At 36.3% G+C, this 20,543-nt stretch carries 21 protein-coding genes; 10 read left to right on the forward strand and 11 right to left on the reverse strand.

The window, feature by feature from the left end; all coding sequences use genetic code 11:
- The first annotated feature begins 76 nt into the window (after nt 1-76).
- Together RQM59_RS08035 and RQM59_RS08040 are read left to right on the forward strand one after the other, a co-directional pair.
- A complete protein-coding gene (locus tag RQM59_RS08035) occupies nt 77-520 on the forward strand; it encodes an SRPBCC family protein (RefSeq protein WP_349241584.1) in 444 nt (147 codons plus the stop codon).
- 192 nt (nt 521-712) lie between these two features.
- Nucleotides 713-1,141: a nuclear transport factor 2 family protein gene (locus RQM59_RS08040; RefSeq protein WP_349241585.1), complete on the forward strand. Its 429-nt coding sequence runs from the start codon at nt 713-715 to the stop codon at nt 1,139-1,141.
- Nucleotides 1,142-1,241: 100 nt separating this feature from the next.
- On the opposite strand, the gene RQM59_RS08045 is transcribed toward RQM59_RS08040, so the two are convergent.
- The 6 genes from RQM59_RS08045 to RQM59_RS08070 are packed head-to-tail and all read right to left on the reverse strand — an operon-like array spanning nt 1,242 to nt 10,036.
- Nucleotides 1,242-2,486 carry an NAD(P)/FAD-dependent oxidoreductase gene (locus tag RQM59_RS08045; protein WP_349241586.1) on the reverse strand — a complete coding sequence of 415 codons (1,245 nt, stop codon included), beginning with the start codon at nt 2,484-2,486 and terminating at the stop codon, nt 1,242-1,244.
- Between the two features lie 12 nt (nt 2,487-2,498).
- Entirely contained in the window at nt 2,499-4,763 is a 2,265-nt protein-coding gene (locus RQM59_RS08050) for a S9 family peptidase (protein ID WP_349241587.1), read from the reverse strand.
- 25 nt (nt 4,764-4,788) lie between these two features.
- Nucleotides 4,789-5,799 carry a 4-hydroxyproline epimerase gene (locus RQM59_RS08055; protein ID WP_349241588.1) on the reverse strand — a complete coding sequence of 337 codons (1,011 nt, stop codon included), beginning with the start codon at nt 5,797-5,799 and terminating at the stop codon, nt 4,789-4,791.
- Nucleotides 5,792-7,525, reverse strand: coding sequence for a DUF885 domain-containing protein (locus RQM59_RS08060; protein ID WP_349241589.1), 1,734 nt, complete (start codon nt 7,523-7,525; stop codon nt 5,792-5,794). The genes RQM59_RS08055 and RQM59_RS08060 overlap by 8 nt, the downstream gene beginning before the upstream one ends.
- Before the next feature lie 11 nt (nt 7,526-7,536).
- Complete coding sequence (locus RQM59_RS08065; RefSeq protein WP_349241590.1) at nt 7,537-9,120, reverse strand: aldehyde dehydrogenase (NADP(+)); 1,584 nt, start codon at nt 9,118-9,120, stop codon at nt 7,537-7,539.
- A gap of 1 nt (nt 9,121) precedes the next feature.
- Nucleotides 9,122-10,036, reverse strand: a complete 915-nt coding sequence (locus tag RQM59_RS08070) for a dihydrodipicolinate synthase family protein (RefSeq protein WP_349241591.1) — start codon at nt 10,034-10,036, stop codon at nt 9,122-9,124.
- Nucleotides 10,037-10,193: 157 nt separating this feature from the next.
- On the opposite strand from RQM59_RS08070, the gene RQM59_RS08075 reads away from it, so the two are divergent.
- Nucleotides 10,194-11,033 carry an AraC family transcriptional regulator gene (locus RQM59_RS08075; protein ID WP_349241592.1) on the forward strand — a complete coding sequence of 280 codons (840 nt, stop codon included), beginning with the start codon at nt 10,194-10,196 and terminating at the stop codon, nt 11,031-11,033.
- Here RQM59_RS08075 and RQM59_RS08080 read toward each other — a convergent pair.
- A complete protein-coding gene (locus tag RQM59_RS08080; protein ID WP_349241593.1) occupies nt 11,030-11,422 on the reverse strand; it encodes an MmcQ/YjbR family DNA-binding protein in 393 nt (130 codons plus the stop codon). The two genes, RQM59_RS08075 and RQM59_RS08080, sit on opposite strands and share 4 nt — an antisense overlap.
- A gap of 88 nt (nt 11,423-11,510) precedes the next feature.
- Between RQM59_RS08080 and RQM59_RS08085 the strand changes: the two genes are divergently transcribed.
- From RQM59_RS08085 to RQM59_RS08105, 5 genes are all read left to right on the forward strand, one after another.
- Complete coding sequence (locus RQM59_RS08085; RefSeq protein WP_349241594.1) at nt 11,511-12,188, forward strand: hypothetical protein; 678 nt, start codon at nt 11,511-11,513, stop codon at nt 12,186-12,188.
- Nucleotides 12,163-12,903 (forward strand): SGNH/GDSL hydrolase family protein, encoded by a 741-nt coding sequence (locus RQM59_RS08090; protein ID WP_349241595.1) that lies wholly within the window; start codon nt 12,163-12,165, stop codon nt 12,901-12,903. Before RQM59_RS08085 ends, RQM59_RS08090 begins: the two co-directional genes overlap by 26 nt.
- A gap of 101 nt (nt 12,904-13,004) precedes the next feature.
- Nucleotides 13,005-13,502, forward strand: coding sequence for a hypothetical protein (locus RQM59_RS08095; RefSeq protein ID WP_349241596.1), 498 nt, complete (start codon nt 13,005-13,007; stop codon nt 13,500-13,502).
- Between the two features lie 51 nt (nt 13,503-13,553).
- Nucleotides 13,554-14,327 carry a sulfite exporter TauE/SafE family protein gene (locus RQM59_RS08100; protein ID WP_349241597.1) on the forward strand — a complete coding sequence of 258 codons (774 nt, stop codon included), beginning with the start codon at nt 13,554-13,556 and terminating at the stop codon, nt 14,325-14,327.
- 36 nt (nt 14,328-14,363) lie between these two features.
- On the forward strand, nt 14,364-15,170 hold the full coding sequence (locus tag RQM59_RS08105; protein WP_349241598.1) for a hypothetical protein: 807 nt from the start codon (nt 14,364-14,366) through the stop codon (nt 15,168-15,170).
- A 6-nt stretch (nt 15,171-15,176) separates the two neighbouring features.
- Here RQM59_RS08105 and RQM59_RS08110 read toward each other — a convergent pair whose 3' ends face one another.
- From RQM59_RS08110 to ruvC, 4 genes are read right to left on the reverse strand one after another with little or no spacing between them, the layout of a single operon-like run.
- Nucleotides 15,177-15,923: a cyclase family protein gene (locus RQM59_RS08110; RefSeq protein WP_349241599.1), complete on the reverse strand. Its 747-nt coding sequence runs from the start codon at nt 15,921-15,923 to the stop codon at nt 15,177-15,179.
- 2 nt (nt 15,924-15,925) lie between these two features.
- Nucleotides 15,926-17,053 (reverse strand): radical SAM family heme chaperone HemW, encoded by a 1,128-nt coding sequence (hemW, locus tag RQM59_RS08115; RefSeq protein ID WP_349241600.1) that lies wholly within the window; start codon nt 17,051-17,053, stop codon nt 15,926-15,928.
- Nucleotides 17,054-17,056: 3 nt separating this feature from the next.
- A complete protein-coding gene (locus RQM59_RS08120) occupies nt 17,057-17,794 on the reverse strand; it encodes a DUF3667 domain-containing protein (protein ID WP_349241601.1) in 738 nt (245 codons plus the stop codon).
- 1 nt (nt 17,795) lies between these two features.
- The gene (ruvC, locus tag RQM59_RS08125) at nt 17,796-18,347 is read right to left on the reverse strand and encodes a crossover junction endodeoxyribonuclease RuvC (protein ID WP_349241602.1); all 552 of its coding nucleotides are present in this window, start codon (nt 18,345-18,347) and stop codon (nt 17,796-17,798) included.
- 233 nt (nt 18,348-18,580) lie between these two features.
- Between ruvC and RQM59_RS08130 the strand changes: the two genes are divergently transcribed.
- Together RQM59_RS08130 and RQM59_RS08135 are read left to right on the forward strand one after the other, a co-directional pair.
- Nucleotides 18,581-19,321 (forward strand): lysylphosphatidylglycerol synthase domain-containing protein, encoded by a 741-nt coding sequence (locus tag RQM59_RS08130; protein ID WP_349241603.1) that lies wholly within the window; start codon nt 18,581-18,583, stop codon nt 19,319-19,321.
- A 38-nt stretch (nt 19,322-19,359) separates the two neighbouring features.
- On the forward strand, nt 19,360-20,451 hold the full coding sequence (locus tag RQM59_RS08135; RefSeq protein WP_349241604.1) for a glycosyltransferase: 1,092 nt from the start codon (nt 19,360-19,362) through the stop codon (nt 20,449-20,451).
- Nucleotides 20,452-20,543: the final 92 nt, after the last annotated feature.

Genomic DNA, 20,543 nt, shown 5'->3' on the forward strand with positions numbered 1-20,543 from the left:
TCTAAGGTTACTTTAGATACGTTTTTTTATATTTATCAGCGATACTACTTAAACAAGTCTGTTTTACCATAATTAAATGAATTTTTCAATTACCATAAAGGATACCATACGAATTAACGCGGATAGAGAAACGGTCTGGAACTTTACGCAAGACCCTTCCTTAAGAAGTGTCTGGGATCGCACGGTAACCAAGTGTGAATTGCAACAAAAGAGACCTCAAAAAGTGCTCCGATTAAAAATGCTTGGTGGCATCCTTACGGACCTAACGTATAAACTTTGTAGGAAACCTATAAAAACAAGTTTAAAACTCACAGAAACAAGGTCATGGTTATTTAAAGGAGGAGGTGGATCATGGAAATACCATGAGTTCGACGGTCATACGGAGTGGGTACAAACCAACACACTTGTTTTTAGACATCGGTTGATGTACTGGTTATTTTCAAAACCCATATATCTTATTCTGGAAAAAATGACGGCTAGATCGATGCGAGATGCTAAAAAGCTCATCGAAAATAATTAAACCTGGCCTACATATCTTTATACATGCCTTACCTAAACCCTGTCAAAAACTTGCTCACCAGATAGTTAAGATGATGTTAATATATCTTCGGCACCCATTCAAGCATGTTTTATTTTTTACCTTTAAAGGGGAACTGGACTCCTATTAAGAATATCTAAATGCAGTTTCAAAATGAACCAAATTAAATAAGTAATGAAGAAATCAATTTTAACATTTTTATTGCTGTTTTGCTTTTACATGTATTCATATGGTCAAGACAAAACCAAAATAGAAAGAGCCGCTCTAGATTATATTGAAGGATTTTATGTGGGAGACACCACTAAAATTAAAAGAAGTATTCATAAAGACCTATCCAAAATAGGCTATGGACGCAGAAGTAAAGGGTATAAGGAACATATTATGACCTATGAAAAAGCACTTAACTTTTCACGTGATGTTGCCAAAAATCCGCAATATGCAGCTCCGAAAGGTGCTGTAAAAAAGATTGAAATCCTGGATGCTCAAGATAAAATAGCTTGTGTAAAATTAACCGTGTACTGGGGCATTGATTATTTACTAATGGTAAAGCATGATGATAAATGGATGATTACCAAAGTAGTTTGGCAGGCCGTTGAAAAATAATCGCTCTTTCCTTTCCAACTGTATGTCATTTCGAGCGTAGTCGAGAAATCTTTCTGATTTGACTTAAACGATCTCTCAACTCCGCTCGAGGTGACATGAATTAAAATTTTCTATCAGGATGGTACGGGGTTAGATCTAGAGAAGATTTTTGTTCCGAAATAATTTCAGTTATTAATTTCCCTGTGACTGGTCCCATACTCCACCCCATCATGGCATGGCCCGTGGCAATCGTCAGGTTTTTACAGTTGGAAGAACGACCTATATACGGCAATCCATCAGGTGTTAGTGGACGCAATCCGCATTGTGCGTCTGCCTTTTCTTCTTGAGTGATTTTTAAACCCGAAAAATAACTTTCTCCCGCATTTGCGATTGCATTTACACGCACTGGATTGATCTTATGATTAATGCCTCCAATCTCCATAGTTCCTGCAAAACGGGTAAATCCGCTCATGGGAGTGACCGCCACTTTAGCTTCACATAAAATGGTGGGTAGTGTAATATTCGTTTCTCGAGCCACATTAATCCGGTATCCTTTACCTGCCTGCAATAACATTTTAATTCCTAATTTTTTGCTTAGCAATGAGGTCCAACTACCTGCTGCCATGATTACCTCATCAGCATGGATCTCTTGTTTATCAGTAATCACTTTTGAAATAGTATTCTTTGTTAGGGTAATATCTCTCACCTCCTCTTCAGCAATGATTTCTATGCCTCTAGACTTCAAATACGCCAACATATCCTTCATAAAATCATCTGGTGTCATATGCGCATCTGAATGAAAATAAACGCCCCCTTTAACATCTAAATTAGCTTTTGGTTGCAGCTCATCAACCTGTTTTTTAGTAAGGTGCTCTACCTTCAGCCCTAATGCAATTGCTTTTTGACCAACTTCCCATTCTTCTTCACCTACTTTTTCATCTTTATAGGCCATTAATAGGCCTTTATGTTCATAGTGAAAATCAAAATCTCCAGAATCTTTCATTTCCTTATATAGTTCTCTACTGAACACATTGATGTCCTTAATGATCGGAATAGATTGCTCCATTTTCCTTTTATTGGCAGATCTTTTAAAGGCCCACCCCCATTTTAAAAAATCAGGATCCAAGCGGGGTTTTACATAAAATGGACTCGTCGAATCTAACATCCATTTTAATCCTTTGGTTATGATTCCTGGAGCGGCCAAAGAAATAATATGGCTGGGTGTAATATACCCCGCATTTACATAGGAAGCTCCACCAGAAAAATTGGACTTATCTATAATAGTTACTTTATATCCTTCTTTCTGAAGGTAGTATGCGGTACTCAATCCTATAATACCTCCTCCAATAATTACGCAATGTTTCATTAGGTCACGTTGTTATTCCCATTCGAAATTCCAGATGGGTTCTGTACCTCGTAAATTTTTTACAAAGTAGTTCCATCGTTTCTTAATAAAATATAATCGATGATCTCCCTGATAACCATGTCGTTGACTTGGTAAAATCAATAGGTCAAAATCTTTATCTGCTTTGATCAAAGCTTCTGCTAACTTAAATGTAGCCGATGGGTTTACATTGTCATCTAAACCTCCATGCGTGATCAATAATTTCCCTTTTAGATTTTTCGCATTCGTAATATTCGACACTTCTTCATAAGTTTCATCTACTGGCCACCCTTGATACATTTCGGGCCACCAAGCTTTTTCCATTCTAAAATCATGATCCGCTGAGCTGGCCACTCCAACCTTATAAAAATTAGGGAATGTCAGTAAAGCTCTTCCTGTATCAAATCCACCAGCCGAATGTCCGTAAATTCCTACACGATCCCCATCGATCCAGGAATGTTCTTTTGCCAAGTATTTTATCGCTAATACATGATCTTCTAAGTTGTTTCCCATATTCTTATAAGAATGATCGTGAAATTCCTTCGATCTCCCAGAGGTGCCTAATCCATCCACTCTGACAACAATAAAACCTAATTCTGCTAACGATTGATTACTAAAAACACCTCCAAAAGACTTTGGAAAACGCTGCGTATGAGGTCCTGTATAAGTAGCATCTATTATTGGATACGACTTACTTGCATCGAAATTTGTAGGCTTCCAATATGCGCCGTATATAGTAGTCTTTCCATCTTTGGCAGTGGTACTGAAAACTTCTGGGACTTTGTAACCTCTTGATGTCGCATCTGAAATATCAGCTTGAGTGAGCTCAGCTACAATCGTTCCTGTTGCCGCTTCTCGCAATACTGTTTTTGTGGGAATTTGAATAGTAGAATAGTTATCTACAAAATAAGCTCCATTTTTTGAAAAGTTAATAATATGATGCGTCTTTTCTGGGGTCAACAGTGTAACTTCTCCACCGAAGTTCACCTTATACAATTGTTGATGATATAGGTTGTTTTCTGTCTCTTTTCCCGAGGCTAAAAAATAGACTGTTTCATTCTCTTCATCTATATATTGAATCGAATTGACGTAATAACTCCCTTCAGTCAATGGCTTTATCTGACCTGTTTTTATATCTAAGATATACATCTGACGCCATCCACTTCGCTCTGATAAGAAGATGATCTTACCTTTTTTTTCCAGTGGTCTAAAATCAAAATTATCTATCCCGGTGTCGCTGGTCTCTTCAATTAAAGTCCGCTCCGTTCTTTTATTCAAGTCTACCTCTTTTACGTACTGCTTGAGATATCCTCTTTCTGCATAACTGGCGAATGCCACGCCCGATGTTTCCGACCAATTCGCGTTCACACTATTGATATGCGTAGCTGTAGGTAGTTTTGTTTTTACCTCCCTTTTCGTTTGAACGTTAAAGAACACCGGAGTTAAATGCACCATAGTGGTGTCTCCTGGAGATCCGCGATAGTATGAAAGCAGTTTGGGTTTATACAGAGAATCAATACTCCAATCTAACAGATACATTTTTTCAGCATTCCTGGTATCGACTACACTGGTAGCTATCCATTTGGAATCTTTGGACCAATTAACATAGAAACGCTTAGGGCGTTCACCATTTTCTCCTTCCATTTTGTCATACCAACCATACCATGAAGCATATTCATAGCCTCTTTTCCCGTTCTTACTTAATTGGTATACTCTTTTGGTTTTGGTTGATTTGATAAAGAGATTATAGTTTTTTGTATATGCTACCCATTTACCATCTGGAGAGGTACTCTCATATGGATTATTCGATGCTTTCTTTTCTTTAGCTTTTTCTGTAAGTTGATACGTTTGCAGATTCAGTTCAAACTCTTTGCTATCCCATTTGAAGGCTATTCCATTTTCCGTTCGTTGAATTTCGGATAGTGACAGCCTATTACTGTCAACTTCCTTTTCTGTATACTTAGCAAGACTTTTTGCCAATTTAGTCGCATCAAAAAGGTCCTTTACCTCACCATCTTTAAAGTTAACTGTTCTATAAGTTTTCCCTTGTGAGCTATGATCAACAAACCAAATGCCTGAATCATCATTAAACCAATACACATCTGTAAATAAATTGAACGCTGTTTTATTATTATAGTTCGTATACATAAAGCTCACAGCACTTTCGTATTCTTTTTTCGAGATTTCGTTCTTGGTGTCGGAACATGATATGATCGTCAATATTCCTAACGCGATGAGTAGTGGTTTTACAAATTTCATATGTATTTGTTTTAATTTAGTTCTTTTAGATCACATGGAAACCATGTGCGTAGGGATCGTCTTCTTCATCAATAATAATTGTATTGTATCCATATACCTTTGCCCAACCTTTGACACTTGGTATGATTGCAGGAAAACCTCCTAACGTTGTTTCCTCTTCTACGCAGCCAATAAATGTACTTCCAATAAAACTTTCGTGGATATAGTCTTCACCTTTTTGTAGCTTTCCTTTGGCATGCAACTGCGCTAATCGCGCTGACGTTCCAGTGCCACAAGGAGATCTGTCTATTGCTTTTTCGCCATAAAAAACAGCATTTCTACCTGAAGAGTTTGGATCTATCGTATCGCCAGTCCATAGTAAATGCGTGACATTACGAATACTTTGATCTTCAGGATGAATAAATTGATCAGGATATTTTTCTTTAATGCTCTCTCTAACCACTTGAGAATATTGAACGATCTTACTAGCTGAAATATCTTGGATTCCTGAAAAGTTTTCTTGTGGATCAAAAATAGCATAGAAATTTCCGCCATAAGCAACATCGAAGTTCAACTCTCCTAACTCTGGGCAATCAATAGTCAATCCTTGAGCCGCTAAATAACTTTTCACATTGGTCAGTTTTACCCAATCTACCTTTTCTGCGGTCTGTTGGTATTCAATTTCTACTAACCCTGCTGGCGCTTCCATACGAATCTTCCCAGGAACTTTGGGTTTGAGCAATCCTTCTTGAATAGCAATGGTAATGGTTCCGATAGTGCCGTGTCCGCACATAGGCAATGCTCCCGAAGTTTCAATAAATAAAATAGCAAAATCATTCTCAGGATTGTGTGGAGGGTATAAAAAGGAACCACTCATCATATCATGTCCTCTAGGTTCGAACATTAATCCAGTTCTAATCCAGTCATACTCTTTGATAAAGTGTTGTCTTTTTTCACTCATCGTATCACCTATCAAGTTTGGGTGGCCAGTTTTAACCACTCTTACTGGATTCCCACAGGTATGTCCATCTACACATTCAAAGGTTTTTCTACTCATCTAATTTCTTTGCTATATAATTATTTATTCTAGATTCAAGAATTGCTAAGGTAACCGTTCCTTGGCCCAAAATAACTTCATGAAATTCTCGTATATCGAATGAACTTCCTAACTTCTCTTTTGCTCTTTTCCTCAATTCTCTAATCTTCAACTCTCCAATTTTATAAGACAGCGCTTGACCTGGCCATGAGATATACCTATCCGTTTCTGTATTGATCTCGTGTAAAGACAAAGCGGTATTAGAACTCATAAAGTCCACAACCTGCTGACGGGTCCATCCCTTCGCATGTATTCCAGTATCTACCACAAGTCGACAAGCACGCCACATTTCATACGTAAATTTCCCAAAATGCTCGTAAGGCGTAGTATACATTCCCATTTCGTCTGCTAAAAATTCTGAATACAATCCCCAACCTTCACCATAAGCAGATAGATACAAATTACGTCTGAATTGAGGTATGCTATCTCCTAATTCATTGTTTAAAGATCCTTGCAGGTGATGTCCAGGTACGGCTTCATGAACAGTTAATGATGGCAATGTATACAAAGTCCTACTTGGAAGATCATATGTATTTACCCAATAATATCCAGGATTCGTACTATTTTTAGAGGTCCCAATATAGCGTCCACCAGTATACTTTGGAGCAATCGCATCGGGCACTGGAGCTACACCATACGGTTTGCGTGGTAATGTTTTGAAGAATCTTGGTAATTGAGCATCCGCTCTTTTAGACATGTCTCGAGCGATCATCAATAACTCTTTGGGAGTTTTTGCATAAAATTGTTTATCCGTTCTCAAAAATTTTAGAAAGTCAGCAAAACTTCCTTTAAAGTTTACTTCCTTGATGATCTTTCGCATTTCTGCTTTTATTCGAGCCACTTCTTTCAACCCTATCTGATGAATATCTTCTGCCGTATATGTAGTACTCGTTGTATAAAAGTTGATTCTATTTTGGTAATACTCTTTTCCATTTGGAGTTTCTGAAACACCTAATGTAGTTCTAGTTGCTGGTAGATATTCTGTCTCAAAAAAGGTTTTAATCTTCTTGAATTGAGAAACTACATTCTTTTCAATAGCTGTTTTGGCCTCACGTAAAACAGAGTCTTTTTGAGCCTGCGACAAGCTTTCCGGCAAAGTTTTAAATGGGCTATAAAAAAAGCTCTTTTGATACTCTTCCACGATATGATCGTTATAGGTGGATTCATATCCTTTAAAAATAACTTTGGGTTGAGAAACCCCTTTTTTGAGTCCTTCTCTCAAATTAACAAAATGTTGGTCGACAAAATCGGGAATCGCGTTAAGCGTATTCAAATAATCCTTAACGGCTTCATAACTAGACAAAGGTCTTACCTGATAGTTCAAATTACTATGGAAACCTGCATCAGAAAGTAACGGGTTCAAAAATCTCTCGAATTTGTAAAATTCAACTTTATCCTCTAATACAAATTTTAAAAGTTTCGCGGAGATTCTTTCCGTTTCTTTAAGGGCTTCCGTATCTATTTCAGCAAGTTCTTCTAACACAGATGTCGCGAACTCGGCTTCGGCTTTGTAATAGTCTCGTGTAAAAAGACCTAAAGGATATGACTCTTCATCATATCCTTTATGATCTTGATAACTATCAATCAAATTAGCTAGTTCCTTTGATGAACTACTTTGTTCTTTCTGACCACAGCTGATGATCATTATACAAATCAGAAATAGTATTACATTTTTTAAGTAGTTCATGGTATCTATTTTTAAATATTCTTGCGACTTAACTCTCCATTGATGGTTCTATTTATAGCTAATGGATTTTCATTCTTTAACTCATCCGGTAACAGTTCATTCGGCCAATCCTGATAACTAAATGGTCGTACCCAACGTTTAATAGAATGAATTCCAACCGCAGTAAATCTACTATCTGTGGAAGACGGATATGGTCCTCCATGCACCATGGATGGGCATACCTCAACACCAGTTGGGACTCCATTAAAAATGATTCTCCCTACTCTATTTTGCAACGCAGCAATAATATTTGGATAGTTTTCAGCTTCGTCATTCTCTGAAATGACAGTTCCTGTTAATTGTCCTTCTAAACTTGAGATAATTTCTTCTAATTGTGCTGCATTTTCACATTGTACTACCAAAGAAAATGGTCCAAACACCTCATGATGTAGTGTAGGGTTCTCTAAGAAAGTCTTTCCTTTAACAGTGGTAACAACTTGTCTTGCAAAATTTGTTTTTACCTCATCATCATACTTGGCTACCACATTAATATTTGCCTGAGAAAGTGCCTTGTTTTTATTGTGCTCATAAGCTCCAATGATATTAGGGTGTAACATTACAGAGGGCTCAATTTGTAAGATCTCTTTTCCTAACTCTTGGGTGAAATTAGTCAAAGCATCTCCTTTTATTCCTAATAATAATCCTGGGTTTGTACAAAACTGACCTGTCCCTAATGTAATGGATCCCGCATAGGTTTTCGCTAAACTATCACCTCTTTTTTCTAGTGCTTCTGGCAATATTACTACCGGATTGATACTTCCCATTTCGGCAAACACAGGTATCGGTTCTTCTCTTTGAGCTGCCATATCGTACAAAGCTCTTCCACCTCTAATACTTCCCGTAAATCCGACAGCCTTTACTCCAGGATGCATTACCAATTTTTGCCCTATTTCAATACCACTACTATTCAAGTTCGAAAAAACTCCGTTTGGCATTCCCGTTCTTTCGGCAGCTTTTATAATGGCCTGCGAAACCAACTCTCCAGTACCTGCATGCATAGGGTGAGATTTCACAATAACCGGACACCCTGCTGCAAAAGCTGCTGCAGTATCGCCTCCAGCCGTTGAGTATGCAAGTGGGAAATTACTAGCTCCAAAAACAACTACTGGACCTAATGGAACTAACATCTTGCGAATATCAGATCTAGGCATTGGCTTTCTGTCCGGTATAGCTGTATCTATGGTTGCTTCTATCCATGATCCTTGTTCAACTAATGTTGCAAAAGATCGCAATTGACCAACTGTTCTACCTCGTTCTCCTCTAGCTCTACCTTCTGGCAACCCTGTTTCAGAGCAATAGACTTGAACTAGTGTATCGTCTAAAGCCAGAATCTCATCTGCAATGGCATTTAAAAAAGCTGCTTTTTCTGTTCCAGAGATGCTTCTAAATTTCTTAAATGCGGTCGTTGCTAATTCGACTGCATGGTTCACCTCATCATTCGACGCTTCTGTATAAATGTGATCATTCTCACCATTTAATATTGGATTAAAAGTTTTGAAAGTAACTGCACCTTCTGCCGATGTTCGATTTCCTATATGGTTTTTTCCGGTAATCATATTATATATTTTTATAGTCAGGTAACGTAGGCCTATTCTTTAAACTAGATTCAATTACGTTTATGACATGAGTGCGCTCTTCTCCAAATAATGGCAAGCGAGGAGCGCGAACATTTTCCGTTCCAATTCCAGTATATACTTCTGCCAGTTTGATATTCTGTACCAATTTAGGGTTTATATCTAACTCTAACAATGGTAGAAACCATCTATAAATTTCTATAGCTTCTTGAATTCTACCTGCTTTTTGCAATTCATAAATAGCCACTGTTTCTCTTGGAAAAGCACAAACAAGTCCTGCAATCCATCCATCCGCTCCCATTAATAAACTTTCTAAAGCCACAGTATCAACACCTGTCATGATTTTTAATCGATTTCCAAAATTATTCTTGATTCTAGTGACATTCGAAATATCCCTGGTAGATTCTTTTACAGCCTCGATGTTATCACACTTCAATAATTCATCAAACATTTCCAAAGTGACTTCTACCTTATAGTCCACAGGGTTGTTATATACCATAATCGGTAATGAAGTATTATTAGCCACTGCCTTGAAATATTCAACGGTTTCTCTGTCTCCTGCTTTATATCGCATGGGCGGTAGCATCATGAGTCCGCTAGCACCATCTTCTTCTGCCTTCTGAGCAGCGGCAATCGCTCCTTTAGTAGATTGCTCGGCGACATTCATTAATACCGGAACTTTTCCTTTAACATTGTCTACGGTAAACTGAGTTAGCTTTCTCTTTTCTTCATCTAATAAAGTACTCGCCTCTCCTAATGTTCCTCCTAAAACTATTCCATGCACACCAGCGTCTAATTGTGCATCAATATTGATTTGAAACATTTCCAAATCTAAGGTATCATTGTCTGTAAATTTTGTGGTAACTGCAGGCATTACGCCTTTCCATTGTATGCTCATTTTTTCTTTTTTTTGAGTACTGTAAAGTTAGTTTTGACATGTGTAATTAAGTAATCGATATTTATCCATTATTAATAGTATATTATCCTAATTATTAAATCAAACACAAATTAAGAATAGTATTTGCATATATTTGATGTAGAATTATATGATTCCAATGAAAGTTTTACCATTTCAAATCCCCAAACCTGAGTATGATGCTCTTATCTATCAAGAAGATCATGAGTACATTTTTTATGATAAGTTTCATCAGCATAAAGAGATACAGGTAAGTTTAATTGCTAAGGGCTCTGGCACCTTAATTGTGGGAGATACTATTAACGATTATAAAGAGGGTGATGTGTTAGTTATAGGTGGGAATCTACCACATGTATTTAAGAGTGATAATGGTCTAACGGATAAATCATTGATGCTTACACTTTTTTTCACCAAGAGTGCTTTTGGTGGTTCTTTTTTCGAATTGGAAGAATTAAGAACGCTACACTCGTTTTTCAAGAAGGCCGAAAATGGGTTCAAAGCAATTTCCACGGCCGCATTAAAAGAACTTTTTACTTCGCTTAAGAAAGCTTCTAAGTTTGATCGTTTTGTCACTCTTTTAAGGATCGTAAAGATACTTTCAAGTACTAAAACTAAAACACTCTCCTCTTTTGTTTACGAAAAGAAATACACCGATATTGAAGGGAAACGCATGCAAGATGTTATGGAACACACTATGAATCACTACCAACAATATATAACATTAGATGATATTGCTACAGTTGCCAATATGACAAAGAATGCCTTTTGCAAATATTTTAAAAAACGAACAAACAAGACCTATTTTCAATTCTTGAGTGAATTACGGGTCGAAAATGCCAGTAAACTTTTAACTAGTAATCACGAATTATCGATAGCAGAAATAGCCTACCAATGTGGCTTTCGAAATCTATCTAATTTCAATAGGCAGTTTCTATCCATAAAAAAGAAAACACCTTCTAAATATCGAATAGAACATTAGAGTTTATCGAATTCAGTTTTCAATTTCCTGGTGAATCCGTTTACCACCAAATTGTACGAATGGTCAATCAATTCTTTTACAAAATTATCTGGGACATCTTGATTGTTGACGACAGTATTCCAATGCTTAGTGCGTGTATATTTTGCGTCTGGTTTTCTTCCTTGTTGGAAACCTCCAATGATACCCTCATTAGATGCTCGCAGTTCTAATGCCCATTCTGGATCTAATTTAAGTATGGCCACGTCATGTCTTTGCTCCCACCTATCTAAAGGTACCATAATGAACATCTTCCCCATCACTTTAAATACCAACGTATCATTGTCAAATGGAAATTCTTCTGTAGTTCCCTTCTTTGAAATGCAATACTGTCGAAGTTGTTCTATATGCATGATTTTTAATTTATTGTAAATATCCTCAATTTGTTATTCCCGAACAAAAAATATATCTTGCCCGTCAATTAACCTTAAAAAATATGCTATGACACTAGATCAGCAACTTGCATTTTGCAAAAAATGCACCAATCGAAAAATGGACTTTCAACAAGGAATTCTTTGCAATTTAACGGATCGAAAACCTGATTTCACAGACGAATGCCCTAATTTTAATTTAGATGAACACGTAAAAGAAGTAGTTTCTGAAGAAGCAATTGCTGAAGAAAATCACAAGATTATTGCAAATATTTCAGACAAACATTTGGACAAATTTAGAGGAGAACAAAACTTTCAAATGGCTTTATTTTCTGGAATTCTTGTAGGTCTTATTGGAGCGCTTCTATGGGGAATGATTACAGTCTCTACAGGTTATCAAATAGGCTACATGGCCATAGCCATTGGGGCTGGAGTAGGATTTTCTATGCGCTATTTTGGTAAAGGCGTGGATCAAATATTCGGAATTACCGGGGCCATTATCGCCGTACTGAGCTGTGCTTTAGGAAATTTATTGAGTATTGTTGGTTTTGCTGCGGAATATGGGGATTTATCTTATTTTGATGCTTTAGCACAAATCGATTATTCAGTACTATTTGAAATAATGGGAGAATCGTTTAGCTTTATGGATGTCATTTTTTATGGTATCGCTGCTTATGAAGGTTATAAATTTGCCTTTAGAGCTTTTACACAAGAAGAAATTAATGAAATCGCTGAATCAAGCAAGTAAAAAACTGTTTCTAAGTATAGCCGTTTTGCTGCTATTTGCAGATTTAGACGGCTATGCTCAAACAAACAAAGATTCACTAAAAATCTTATTTGTGGGTAACAGCTATACCTATTACGAGCAAATGCCAAAAATGGTTGCTCATATCAGTAATGGTACTCAGACAAAGCTTATTACTCAAAGGAGTGCTCCTGGCGGTGCTAGACTTCGAGAGCATTGGTTAGGCCTCCGCGGAATGAAAACCAAAGAGCTCATTCGAAAAGGGAATTTTGACATTGTGGTTCTTCAAGGACAGAGTATGGCTGCCTTGCGGCGCCCTGATACATTAAAAAAATATGCGAAACTATTCTCAAGCTTTATAAAAAGGCATAATGCCAAACCATACTTCTATGGTACGTGGGCTCGAGAAAGTACGCCAAAACTTCAAAAAAACATTACCCGAGTATATACCGAGATTGCTAGCTCTAATAAAGGAGTGTTCGTTCCTGTCGGCGAGGCATGGGCGTATGCGAGGAAACTGCGTCCAACTATTCGTTTATATGCTCGAGATGGGAGTCACCCCAATAAACTAGGAGCTTATTTAACCGCTTCGGTTTTTGTAGCGACTATTTTAAGTGAAATACCCAAAAAATCCGATAATGTTAAAGGCTTGTTTCCAGCCGATAAGCGGGACATACTTTTTTGCAAGAAAGTGGCTCGACGTTTTATTCAAATGTAAGTGTCTTAGGTATTCACTTCTGACTTAAAGTATTGTTAATTAACAATTTCTTGCAGTTTCAATACCTCTCTTTTCTAATTTTGAAGACAAATCAATTCATCATGACACGATTTATTCTATTCTTATTGTTGTTTTGTGCACATTTATCTTTTGCGCAAAAGAAAAACGTTTTTCAAGATGTTCTGAGCATCGTTAAAGAAACTCAAAAAGTGATTTCTGTAAAAAAAGGAGAAAAAATAGATACCACCTATTTTAAAACCTTGTTCCTACCTACGGCTCGTTTTACAGTAGTTGGTGAAGAAAATGGTAAAAGATTGCACGAAACTATGAATCTAGAAGCCTTTACCGCTACATTAACAGATGAATATTATAGCAAAGGTTACTTTGAAATAGGTAAAGGACAAATCATAGAAGAGTACAATGGGATTGCTCAGGTAATCCAGAGTTTTTACGGCAAAGATTCTGAGGGTATTGAAGGATGGGGTCTAGGAAGTTATCAATTGATCTATTCTGAAGGGCGTTGGTGGATTGCCAACATGATCTGGACTATGAGCTCCAGTGGAAAAGAGGGAATACCTAAGAAATATTTAAAAAATTAATATTCTTTAGGTAGAAAGATTTCTTAATTTAGAAACCTATAAAACCTACCTATGGAAATCATTCTTATCTGCGCAGTAGCATTTATCGCAGCTATCTTAACATTCTTTTCAGGCTTTGGACTAGGTACCATATTAACACCTGTTTTTATGGCATTCTTTCCAGTAGAACTTGCCATTGCCTTAACTGGAGTTGTTCATTTTTTCAACAACCTCTTCAAGATTATTTTGGTTGGAAAGAACTCTGATAAAAAAGTGTTGATCCGCTTTGGAATTACCGCGGTGATCTTTGCTTTTTTAGGAGCCTGGGTATTATTTCTGATTCCAGATGCACAACCGTTATTTAGTTATGAACTATTCGGAAAAGAATTCTTTGTATATCCGGTAAAATTTGTGATTTCTGTATTACTCATATTCTTTGCTGTTTTGGACCTGATTCCACGTTTTCAAAAAATGGAATTCGGTAAAGAAAAACTACCATTAGGAGGTGCTTTAAGTGGATTCTTTGGTGGACTTTCAGGGAATCAGGGAGCCTTACGAAGTGCGTTCCTTATCAAAGCAGGTTTGTCTAAAGAAGCCTTTATTGGAACCGCAGTCGTCGTTTCTACCTTTGTAGATTTTACACGTTTGGGGGTATATGCTACCAAGTTTTCGAGTTCAGGTTTGTACGAAAACATGACCTTAGTTGCAGCGGCTACAATCGCTGCTATTTCTGGTGCTTATCTCGGAAACAAACTACTTAAAAAAGTAACCTTGAAGTTTTTACAAACCACGGTTGCTATCATGCTTATTTTACTTTCCGTAGCACTAGGAGCTGGGTTTATTTAAAATTGATTATTTTTAAAATAAATCCATGCTGCGATTATGAAAAAGACAATGGTTCTTGCTTTACTTTCTATAGCTTTCTATAACTGCTCAAATGAGCATTTAAAGAACGATTTTATTGGTATTTGGGATGATCGTCCCACTGGCTTTCAAAATCAATTACAGCTTTATCAAGACTCCGTCGTCTCATGGTCTTATTGCAGAAAATCTATTGGAACCTGGGAAGTAAATTCAACTAAACTATTTCTTCATTTCCCTAATGACCCGAATTATCCTAATCATGATGGGACTTCAACCTTAAAATACCGATTTAATAAGACCAAAGATTCACTGTTTGTAATTGTCGAAGACGATAGCCTTGAACATGTAATGATGAAAGTGACTGATAATTGGTCTCATTATTTAAAGGAGTATAATTTAAAAATAGTCATTCCCAATGCCAATATATTAACATCTTTACATCAAATTGATTCTTACAAATATCCAACACTTTATATTGGCTGGAAAAATAACTGTTTAACGGTAAAAGGAGGAGAAGATTCTTCTAAACCTCTGAAAACGATAGATGATTATGCCGAGTCTCTATTAAAAGGTTACATGGGTAGGAAGGTTGAAGAAAATATCCATCCAATTACGCTGGTAATCGATAAAGAAGTTTCTAACGCTCAAATTGATTCCATAAAATCTATCGTCAATAGCCTAAAATTTAAAGACACTTATTATTTTACGGTTTATAATTTAAAAAATATGGAATTAAAATACGGTTATATTAATCCTGACTGCAATCAAAACTTTGATTGGTATTGGTACGGATTATATGACTGGAATGGATTAGACCAAGATTAAAACTCACTATTCTAATTTATACAACATCGGTTTACTTGGACTGGCATCATTCTCAATCGGTGCAATCATCAGGTTTAAGAAGTAGGTTCCATCTTCCACTGTATTCGGTACAAAAATAAACTCCGTGATCGTCGCATCTAATCGCAACTTCCCTGAAGTGTTCCAGAATGCATTATGAGATAATAGATTCCCATCATCTTTTTCTCTATCTACAGAAGGTAGATCGATCAACAAGTGCTTAATACCTTTTTCCCGCAAATAAATCGCAGCTTCCTCGAGCATGTAAGGTGGATTCGTATTTGAGTATTGCATTGATTTTTTATCCTCTAAATTCGGTAGTGTTCGAATCACGATCGCATCACGTTTTTTGTTTCCTAAAGCATATTGTAATTGTCTTTTAGAAATAAAGAAATCCTCATCTTTTGCCTCTGGTGCAATGGTAACTACTTCTGTCAAGAAAAAGTGTTGTTTTAGATGCTGATTGATCGAATGCACCGTTTCCGTAATATGTCCTACCGTTTCTGTATGTGTTACGTGTGAATGTGGATTAAATTCTATCATATTAAAATTCACATCAAACCCTTGAGCTACACTACCTGTCCACTCATCTGTAGACACTGGATAGATCTTAGGTGGCCCAATATACCAGGCATTTACATTCTCTTTTTTAGGATCTAGCGCAATAGAAATATCAATTGGCTTTGTAAGGTCTATGGAGTATTTTCTGGAATTATAATGTATTTGTGCTATCAAGGTTAGTTCAGTTTAAATAAGTCTGAGGCAATGCCATCGGATAAAAATTTTCCTTTTTGCGTTGTCTTCAATTTTTCATTTTCAATATACAATAAATCTTCGGAAAGATACTTATCAGATTGCGCTAATAAATACCCTAAATAATCTTTCCCAAAGTCAATCTCAACCTTCTCTAAAGAAACACCCCAGATCGTTCTCAAGCCAGTCATGATGTATTCATTGTATCTATCCGTTGTCGATAATAGCTCTCTTTCTATCGGTAGTTCATCCCCTTCCAGAGAATTAATATATTTCGCATTATTCCTCACGTTCCACCCTCTTTTTTTGCCATCAAAAGAATGTGCTGAAGGCCCGATACCTATATACGATTTTCCTTGCCAGTATGCAGAGTTGCTCTTACTATAAAAGCCCTTCTTTCCAAAATTTGACAATTCATAATGATCAAAATTCTGTGCATCTAACATATCAATGAGGATATGAAACTGTCTTTCGGCTTGTACATCATCTGTATCTTGAATCTTCCCTTTTTTGATCAATGCTTCTAGTGCGGTTTTAGGCTCTACTGTTAATGCATAACTAGAAATGTGTGGAATCTTAAAGTCCAAAGCCGTCGCTATGTTTTCTTTCCATTTTTCATCTGTTAATCCGGGAATTCCGTAGATGAGATCTATCGAAATGTTTTCAAAATGTTTCACTGCAAGCGATAGACATTCTTTTGCTTCATAGGCATTATGCGCCCGATTCATAAGTTGTAGATCCTCTTCAAAAAAAGACTGCACGCCAATGCTTAGACGATTTATTTTACTACCTGCTAACTCCAAGATCTTCGACTCCTCTAGATCGTCAGGATTTGCTTCTAAGGTTATCTCAGGATCATCAATAACCGTATGAAATTTGTACACCGCATCAATGATCTGATCAATTTCAGATTGATGCAACATACTAGGAGTACCTCCTCCAAAATAAATGGTCTCCACTGTCTCTCCACCCAATTCGTTTTTACGTAATGCTATTTCTTTGACTATCGAAATTATTAGAGCATCCTTCTTTTTCAATGACGTTGAAAAATGAAAATCACAATAATAACAAGCTTGTTTGCAGAACGGAATATGGATATAGATTCCTGCCATAACTCAATTCTTTAACCAAACAATCAAAAATGACAATGCATATCCTAAACCTGCATAAAAAGCAAAGGAAAGAATGTAGGTAAATACTAACTTTACTATGGTCAGGAAACTCCGATTTTTAAAGTAGGAAGTTAGTGCATAGATCATATAGATCACAAAAATGAGCATCGGAATCATTTTATACCGTGGATCTACATATTTTAAATAAAACATCGCGATGGTTCCAATAATGCTATAAACTCCTACCAAATAGAAAGCGATCGCTACGTATTCTGCAAAACTATTTCTTCGACTAAAAAATGTCTTTAAAAACAACGCCATGGTAAATACATAGAGGAACATAATATTGTTAATGTTTGTAACCATGTATTTTCCCGCTTTCATAAATATGGAGCTCTCAAAATTCTTCGGTCCGTTAGCTACTGCCCCTTCCATTGGATCGTATTGAATGAGAGATCTCAAAACAATATAGATCACCGTTGCAATAATGAAAAACGAAACGGGCTTATAATAGGTCTTTCTCCTACCGGATAAATATTCTCGAAACAACTTCCCAGGGTTAGTGATGAGTAGTTTTTGCGTCTTCATTAGCGGGGCATTTACTGAAAATACCATATCCACGAAATCCTGAAATGTTTCTTTAAAAGTAATTTTACCTATGCCTTCACGCTGACCACAATGCTGGCAAAAATCGCCTTGAACTTCTTGATGACAGTTATTACAGGTATTTTGAGAATTCATATTATGTTACTTTTTTAGGATTTTGTTTTACAAAACTTGCCCATCCGGTATAGTTTTTTCCTTCTACTATTTTTCCAGCATTATAAAAATGGCATACAGCTGCCGCTAAACCGTCTGTTGCATCTAAATTTTTAGGTAATGTTTTTAAGCCCAATAAACTTTGCAGCATTTTCGCTACCTGTTCCTTACTCGCATTTCCGTTTCCAGTAATAGCCATCTTAATTTTCTTTGGCAAATACTCTGTTATGGGAACTTGTCTGGACAATCCAGCGGCCATGGCTACCCCTTGCGCTCTTCCAAGTTTTAACATAGACTGTACATTTTTCCCGTAAAAAGGTGCTTCAATGGCAATTTCATCGGGATGATACGTTTCGATCAATTCGATGGTTCTTTCAAAGATGAGCTTTAGTTTGACATAATGATCATCATATTTCTTTAACTGCAATTCGTTCATTTGAATGAACTCCATTTTCTTACCAACTACTTTAATGAGACCAAACCCCATGATGGTTGTTCCCGGATCAATTCCTAAAATGATTTTTTCTACACCCAAATTTTACGTTCTTTGTGATTGTGTTGCGCTCGATATCATACAAATCTAAACAATTCTTATGGCTTGTCTCAAAACTAGCAATAGTTATTGGTTGTTGTTACTTTATTTATGATAAAATTGCACATAATAAAAATATTAAATTCGACAATTTTTGGTATTTTTTAGTCAATTTTGACGTTTTTTCAACAAAAAACATCCTTTTATTGTTGTTTTTTACTCTTTTTAATTGGATTTTGGAAATTACTAAATGGCAGTTTTTAGCAAAGAAAGTTCACCCTATCTCATGGTCAATTGCCGGCATTCAAACATTAGCATCGTCTACATTAGCGATGGTCACTCCGGTCAGGACAGGCGAGTACGGTGTAAAGATTTTGTACTATCCAAAAGAGGAAAGAAAGGAAATAGCACTGGCTGCATTTATTGGAAACATATATCAATTGGTCATTTCATTAGGACTGGGGGTTTGGGGCATAGTATACTTGTTTAAATACTTTGATACAGGGTTTATTTCCACTATTTTTCTCATTTTTCTCACAGGAATCTTAGCAATATTGATCCTTTTCTTTTTTAAGCATAGGTTTCATTTTTTCGGCACCTGGTTATCAAAATTTTTTATTGGTTTTAACTTCAGAAGTGAACCGCAGAACAGAAAGGCGTTTTTGTTATCCTTGATCAGATATCTCATATTTTCTCATCAGTTTTATTTCTTGATCACTCTTTTTGAAATTGACATGAGTTATATTGAAGCTATGGCATGTATCACTTCCATGTATGGACTCACTTCTGTTGTACCTATTCTACCAGTGTTCGATTTTCTATTAAAAGGATCGGTATCCATTCTAGTTTTTTCTTTTTTCAACGTGAATCCAATTATGATTATAACAATAACAACCTTAATGTGGATCTTAAATTTTGCCATTCCTGCATTAATAGGTAGTTTTTTCATGTTGAAATTAAAACCTGCTTTAGAATGATCGCAGTATTGATTATCATAACATGTTATTGTATCCTTATGATACGTTTTCTGATCGGCTTTGATCGGGTTTCTGAATTTAAATTTCTGAATACATCATCCAAAGTGTCTTTTTCGGTTATCATTCCTTTTAGGAATGAGTCTGAATCCCTCCCTCAATTATTAGCATCTATTAAAGGCTTGAATTATCCTTTAAAGCATGTCGAGTTTATTTTTGTCGATGATGATTCCACAGATAATTCAGTATCCATAATAACTAAATATGTTAAAGGCCTTGAAGATTCAACGAAATCCAACATTCGTATTTTAAAGAATGTTAGAGCTTTTGCTTCGCCCAAAAAAGACGCCATTCAGACTGCAATTCAGCATGCTGCACACGAATGGATCATTACCACGGATGCCGATTGCTCACTGCCAAAAAATTGGCTACAATGCTATAATGCCTATATCCAAAAACACGAGGTGATTATGATCGCTGGACCTGTAAGTTATCATAAAGGGTCTTCTTTTTTAAGTATTCTACAATATATCGAATTTCATACACTACAGACAGTTACTATTGGTAGTTTTGGTATAGAAAACGCCATAATGTGCAATGGTGCTAATTTGGCGTATACCAAATCAGCCTTTTCATCAGTAAACGGTTTCCAAGATAATAACACCATAGCAAGTGGAGATGACGTCTTTTTATTCGAAAAAATGTATCGACTGGATAAAAAGAAAGTACATTTTTTAAAATCGGAGGCCGCCTTAGTAACAACTCTTCCCGAAAAAAATTGGAAGGGATTTATAGAACAACGCGTGCGTTGGGCTTCAAAATCTTCTCATTATAAAAATTCCTTTACCAAGCTAGTGGGCCTGCTAGTTGTTCTGGGAAATCTGGGATTTGTTACAGGCTTTCTCTTAACTATATTTCAAGTGTTTACGCTTCAGTTTTTACTCGTTATTTTCGTACTAAAAGCAACAGCAGATTTTCTGTTATACCAAAAATTCAATAGGTTCTTTACAAGAGAGCAAAAACCTTCATTCTATATCATAAGTAGTTTTGTGTACCCTTTTGTGAGTACTTTTATCCTAATACTCACTGTTTTTTCAGGTTACACCTGGAAGGACAGGCACTTTATGAAGTAATTATTTATTAAATAAATTTGCCATTATTCCTTCAGCGTTGTACCATATTAGTAATACGATGATCAATAAAATAACTAACATCAAACCTCTTT

Origin of the sequence: Asprobacillus argus (assembly GCF_032248395.1) — a bacterium.
GTDB classification, from domain to species: domain Bacteria; phylum Bacteroidota; class Bacteroidia; order Flavobacteriales; family Flavobacteriaceae; genus Polaribacter; species Polaribacter argus.

Bases quoted from the DNA above. Each gene is read 5' to 3' on its own strand.
- RQM59_RS08085 (WP_349241594.1), top strand. From the start codon at position 11,511: ATGACACTAGATCAGCAACTTGCATTTTGCAAAAAATGCACCAATCGA.
- RQM59_RS08035 (WP_349241584.1), top strand. From the start codon at position 77: ATGAATTTTTCAATTACCATAAAGGATACCATACGAATTAACGCGGAT.
- RQM59_RS08100 (WP_349241597.1), top strand. From the start codon at position 13,554: ATGGAAATCATTCTTATCTGCGCAGTAGCATTTATCGCAGCTATCTTA.
- RQM59_RS08095 (WP_349241596.1), top strand. From the start codon at position 13,005: ATGACACGATTTATTCTATTCTTATTGTTGTTTTGTGCACATTTATCT.
- RQM59_RS08070 (WP_349241591.1), bottom strand. From the start codon at position 10,036: ATGAGCATACAATGGAAAGGCGTAATGCCTGCAGTTACCACAAAATTT.
- RQM59_RS08090 (WP_349241595.1), top strand. From the start codon at position 12,163: ATGAAATCGCTGAATCAAGCAAGTAAAAAACTGTTTCTAAGTATAGCC.
- RQM59_RS08075 (WP_349241592.1), top strand. From the start codon at position 10,194: ATGAAAGTTTTACCATTTCAAATCCCCAAACCTGAGTATGATGCTCTT.
- RQM59_RS08135 (WP_349241604.1), top strand. From the start codon at position 19,360: ATGATACGTTTTCTGATCGGCTTTGATCGGGTTTCTGAATTTAAATTT.
- RQM59_RS08060 (WP_349241589.1), bottom strand. From the start codon at position 7,525: ATGAACTACTTAAAAAATGTAATACTATTTCTGATTTGTATAATGATC.
- RQM59_RS08055 (WP_349241588.1), bottom strand. From the start codon at position 5,799: ATGAGTAGAAAAACCTTTGAATGTGTAGATGGACATACCTGTGGGAAT.
- hemW (WP_349241600.1), bottom strand. From the start codon at position 17,053: ATGGCAGGAATCTATATCCATATTCCGTTCTGCAAACAAGCTTGTTAT.
- RQM59_RS08040 (WP_349241585.1), top strand. From the start codon at position 713: ATGAAGAAATCAATTTTAACATTTTTATTGCTGTTTTGCTTTTACATG.
- RQM59_RS08065 (WP_349241590.1), bottom strand. From the start codon at position 9,120: ATGATTACCGGAAAAAACCATATAGGAAATCGAACATCGGCAGAAGGT.
- RQM59_RS08120 (WP_349241601.1), bottom strand. From the start codon at position 17,794: ATGAATTCTCAAAATACCTGTAATAACTGTCATCAAGAAGTTCAAGGC.
- RQM59_RS08050 (WP_349241587.1), bottom strand. From the start codon at position 4,763: ATGAAATTTGTAAAACCACTACTCATCGCGTTAGGAATATTGACGATC.
- RQM59_RS08045 (WP_349241586.1), bottom strand. From the start codon at position 2,486: ATGAAACATTGCGTAATTATTGGAGGAGGTATTATAGGATTGAGTACC.
- RQM59_RS08105 (WP_349241598.1), top strand. From the start codon at position 14,364: ATGAAAAAGACAATGGTTCTTGCTTTACTTTCTATAGCTTTCTATAAC.
- RQM59_RS08080 (WP_349241593.1), bottom strand. From the start codon at position 11,422: ATGCATATAGAACAACTTCGACAGTATTGCATTTCAAAGAAGGGAACT.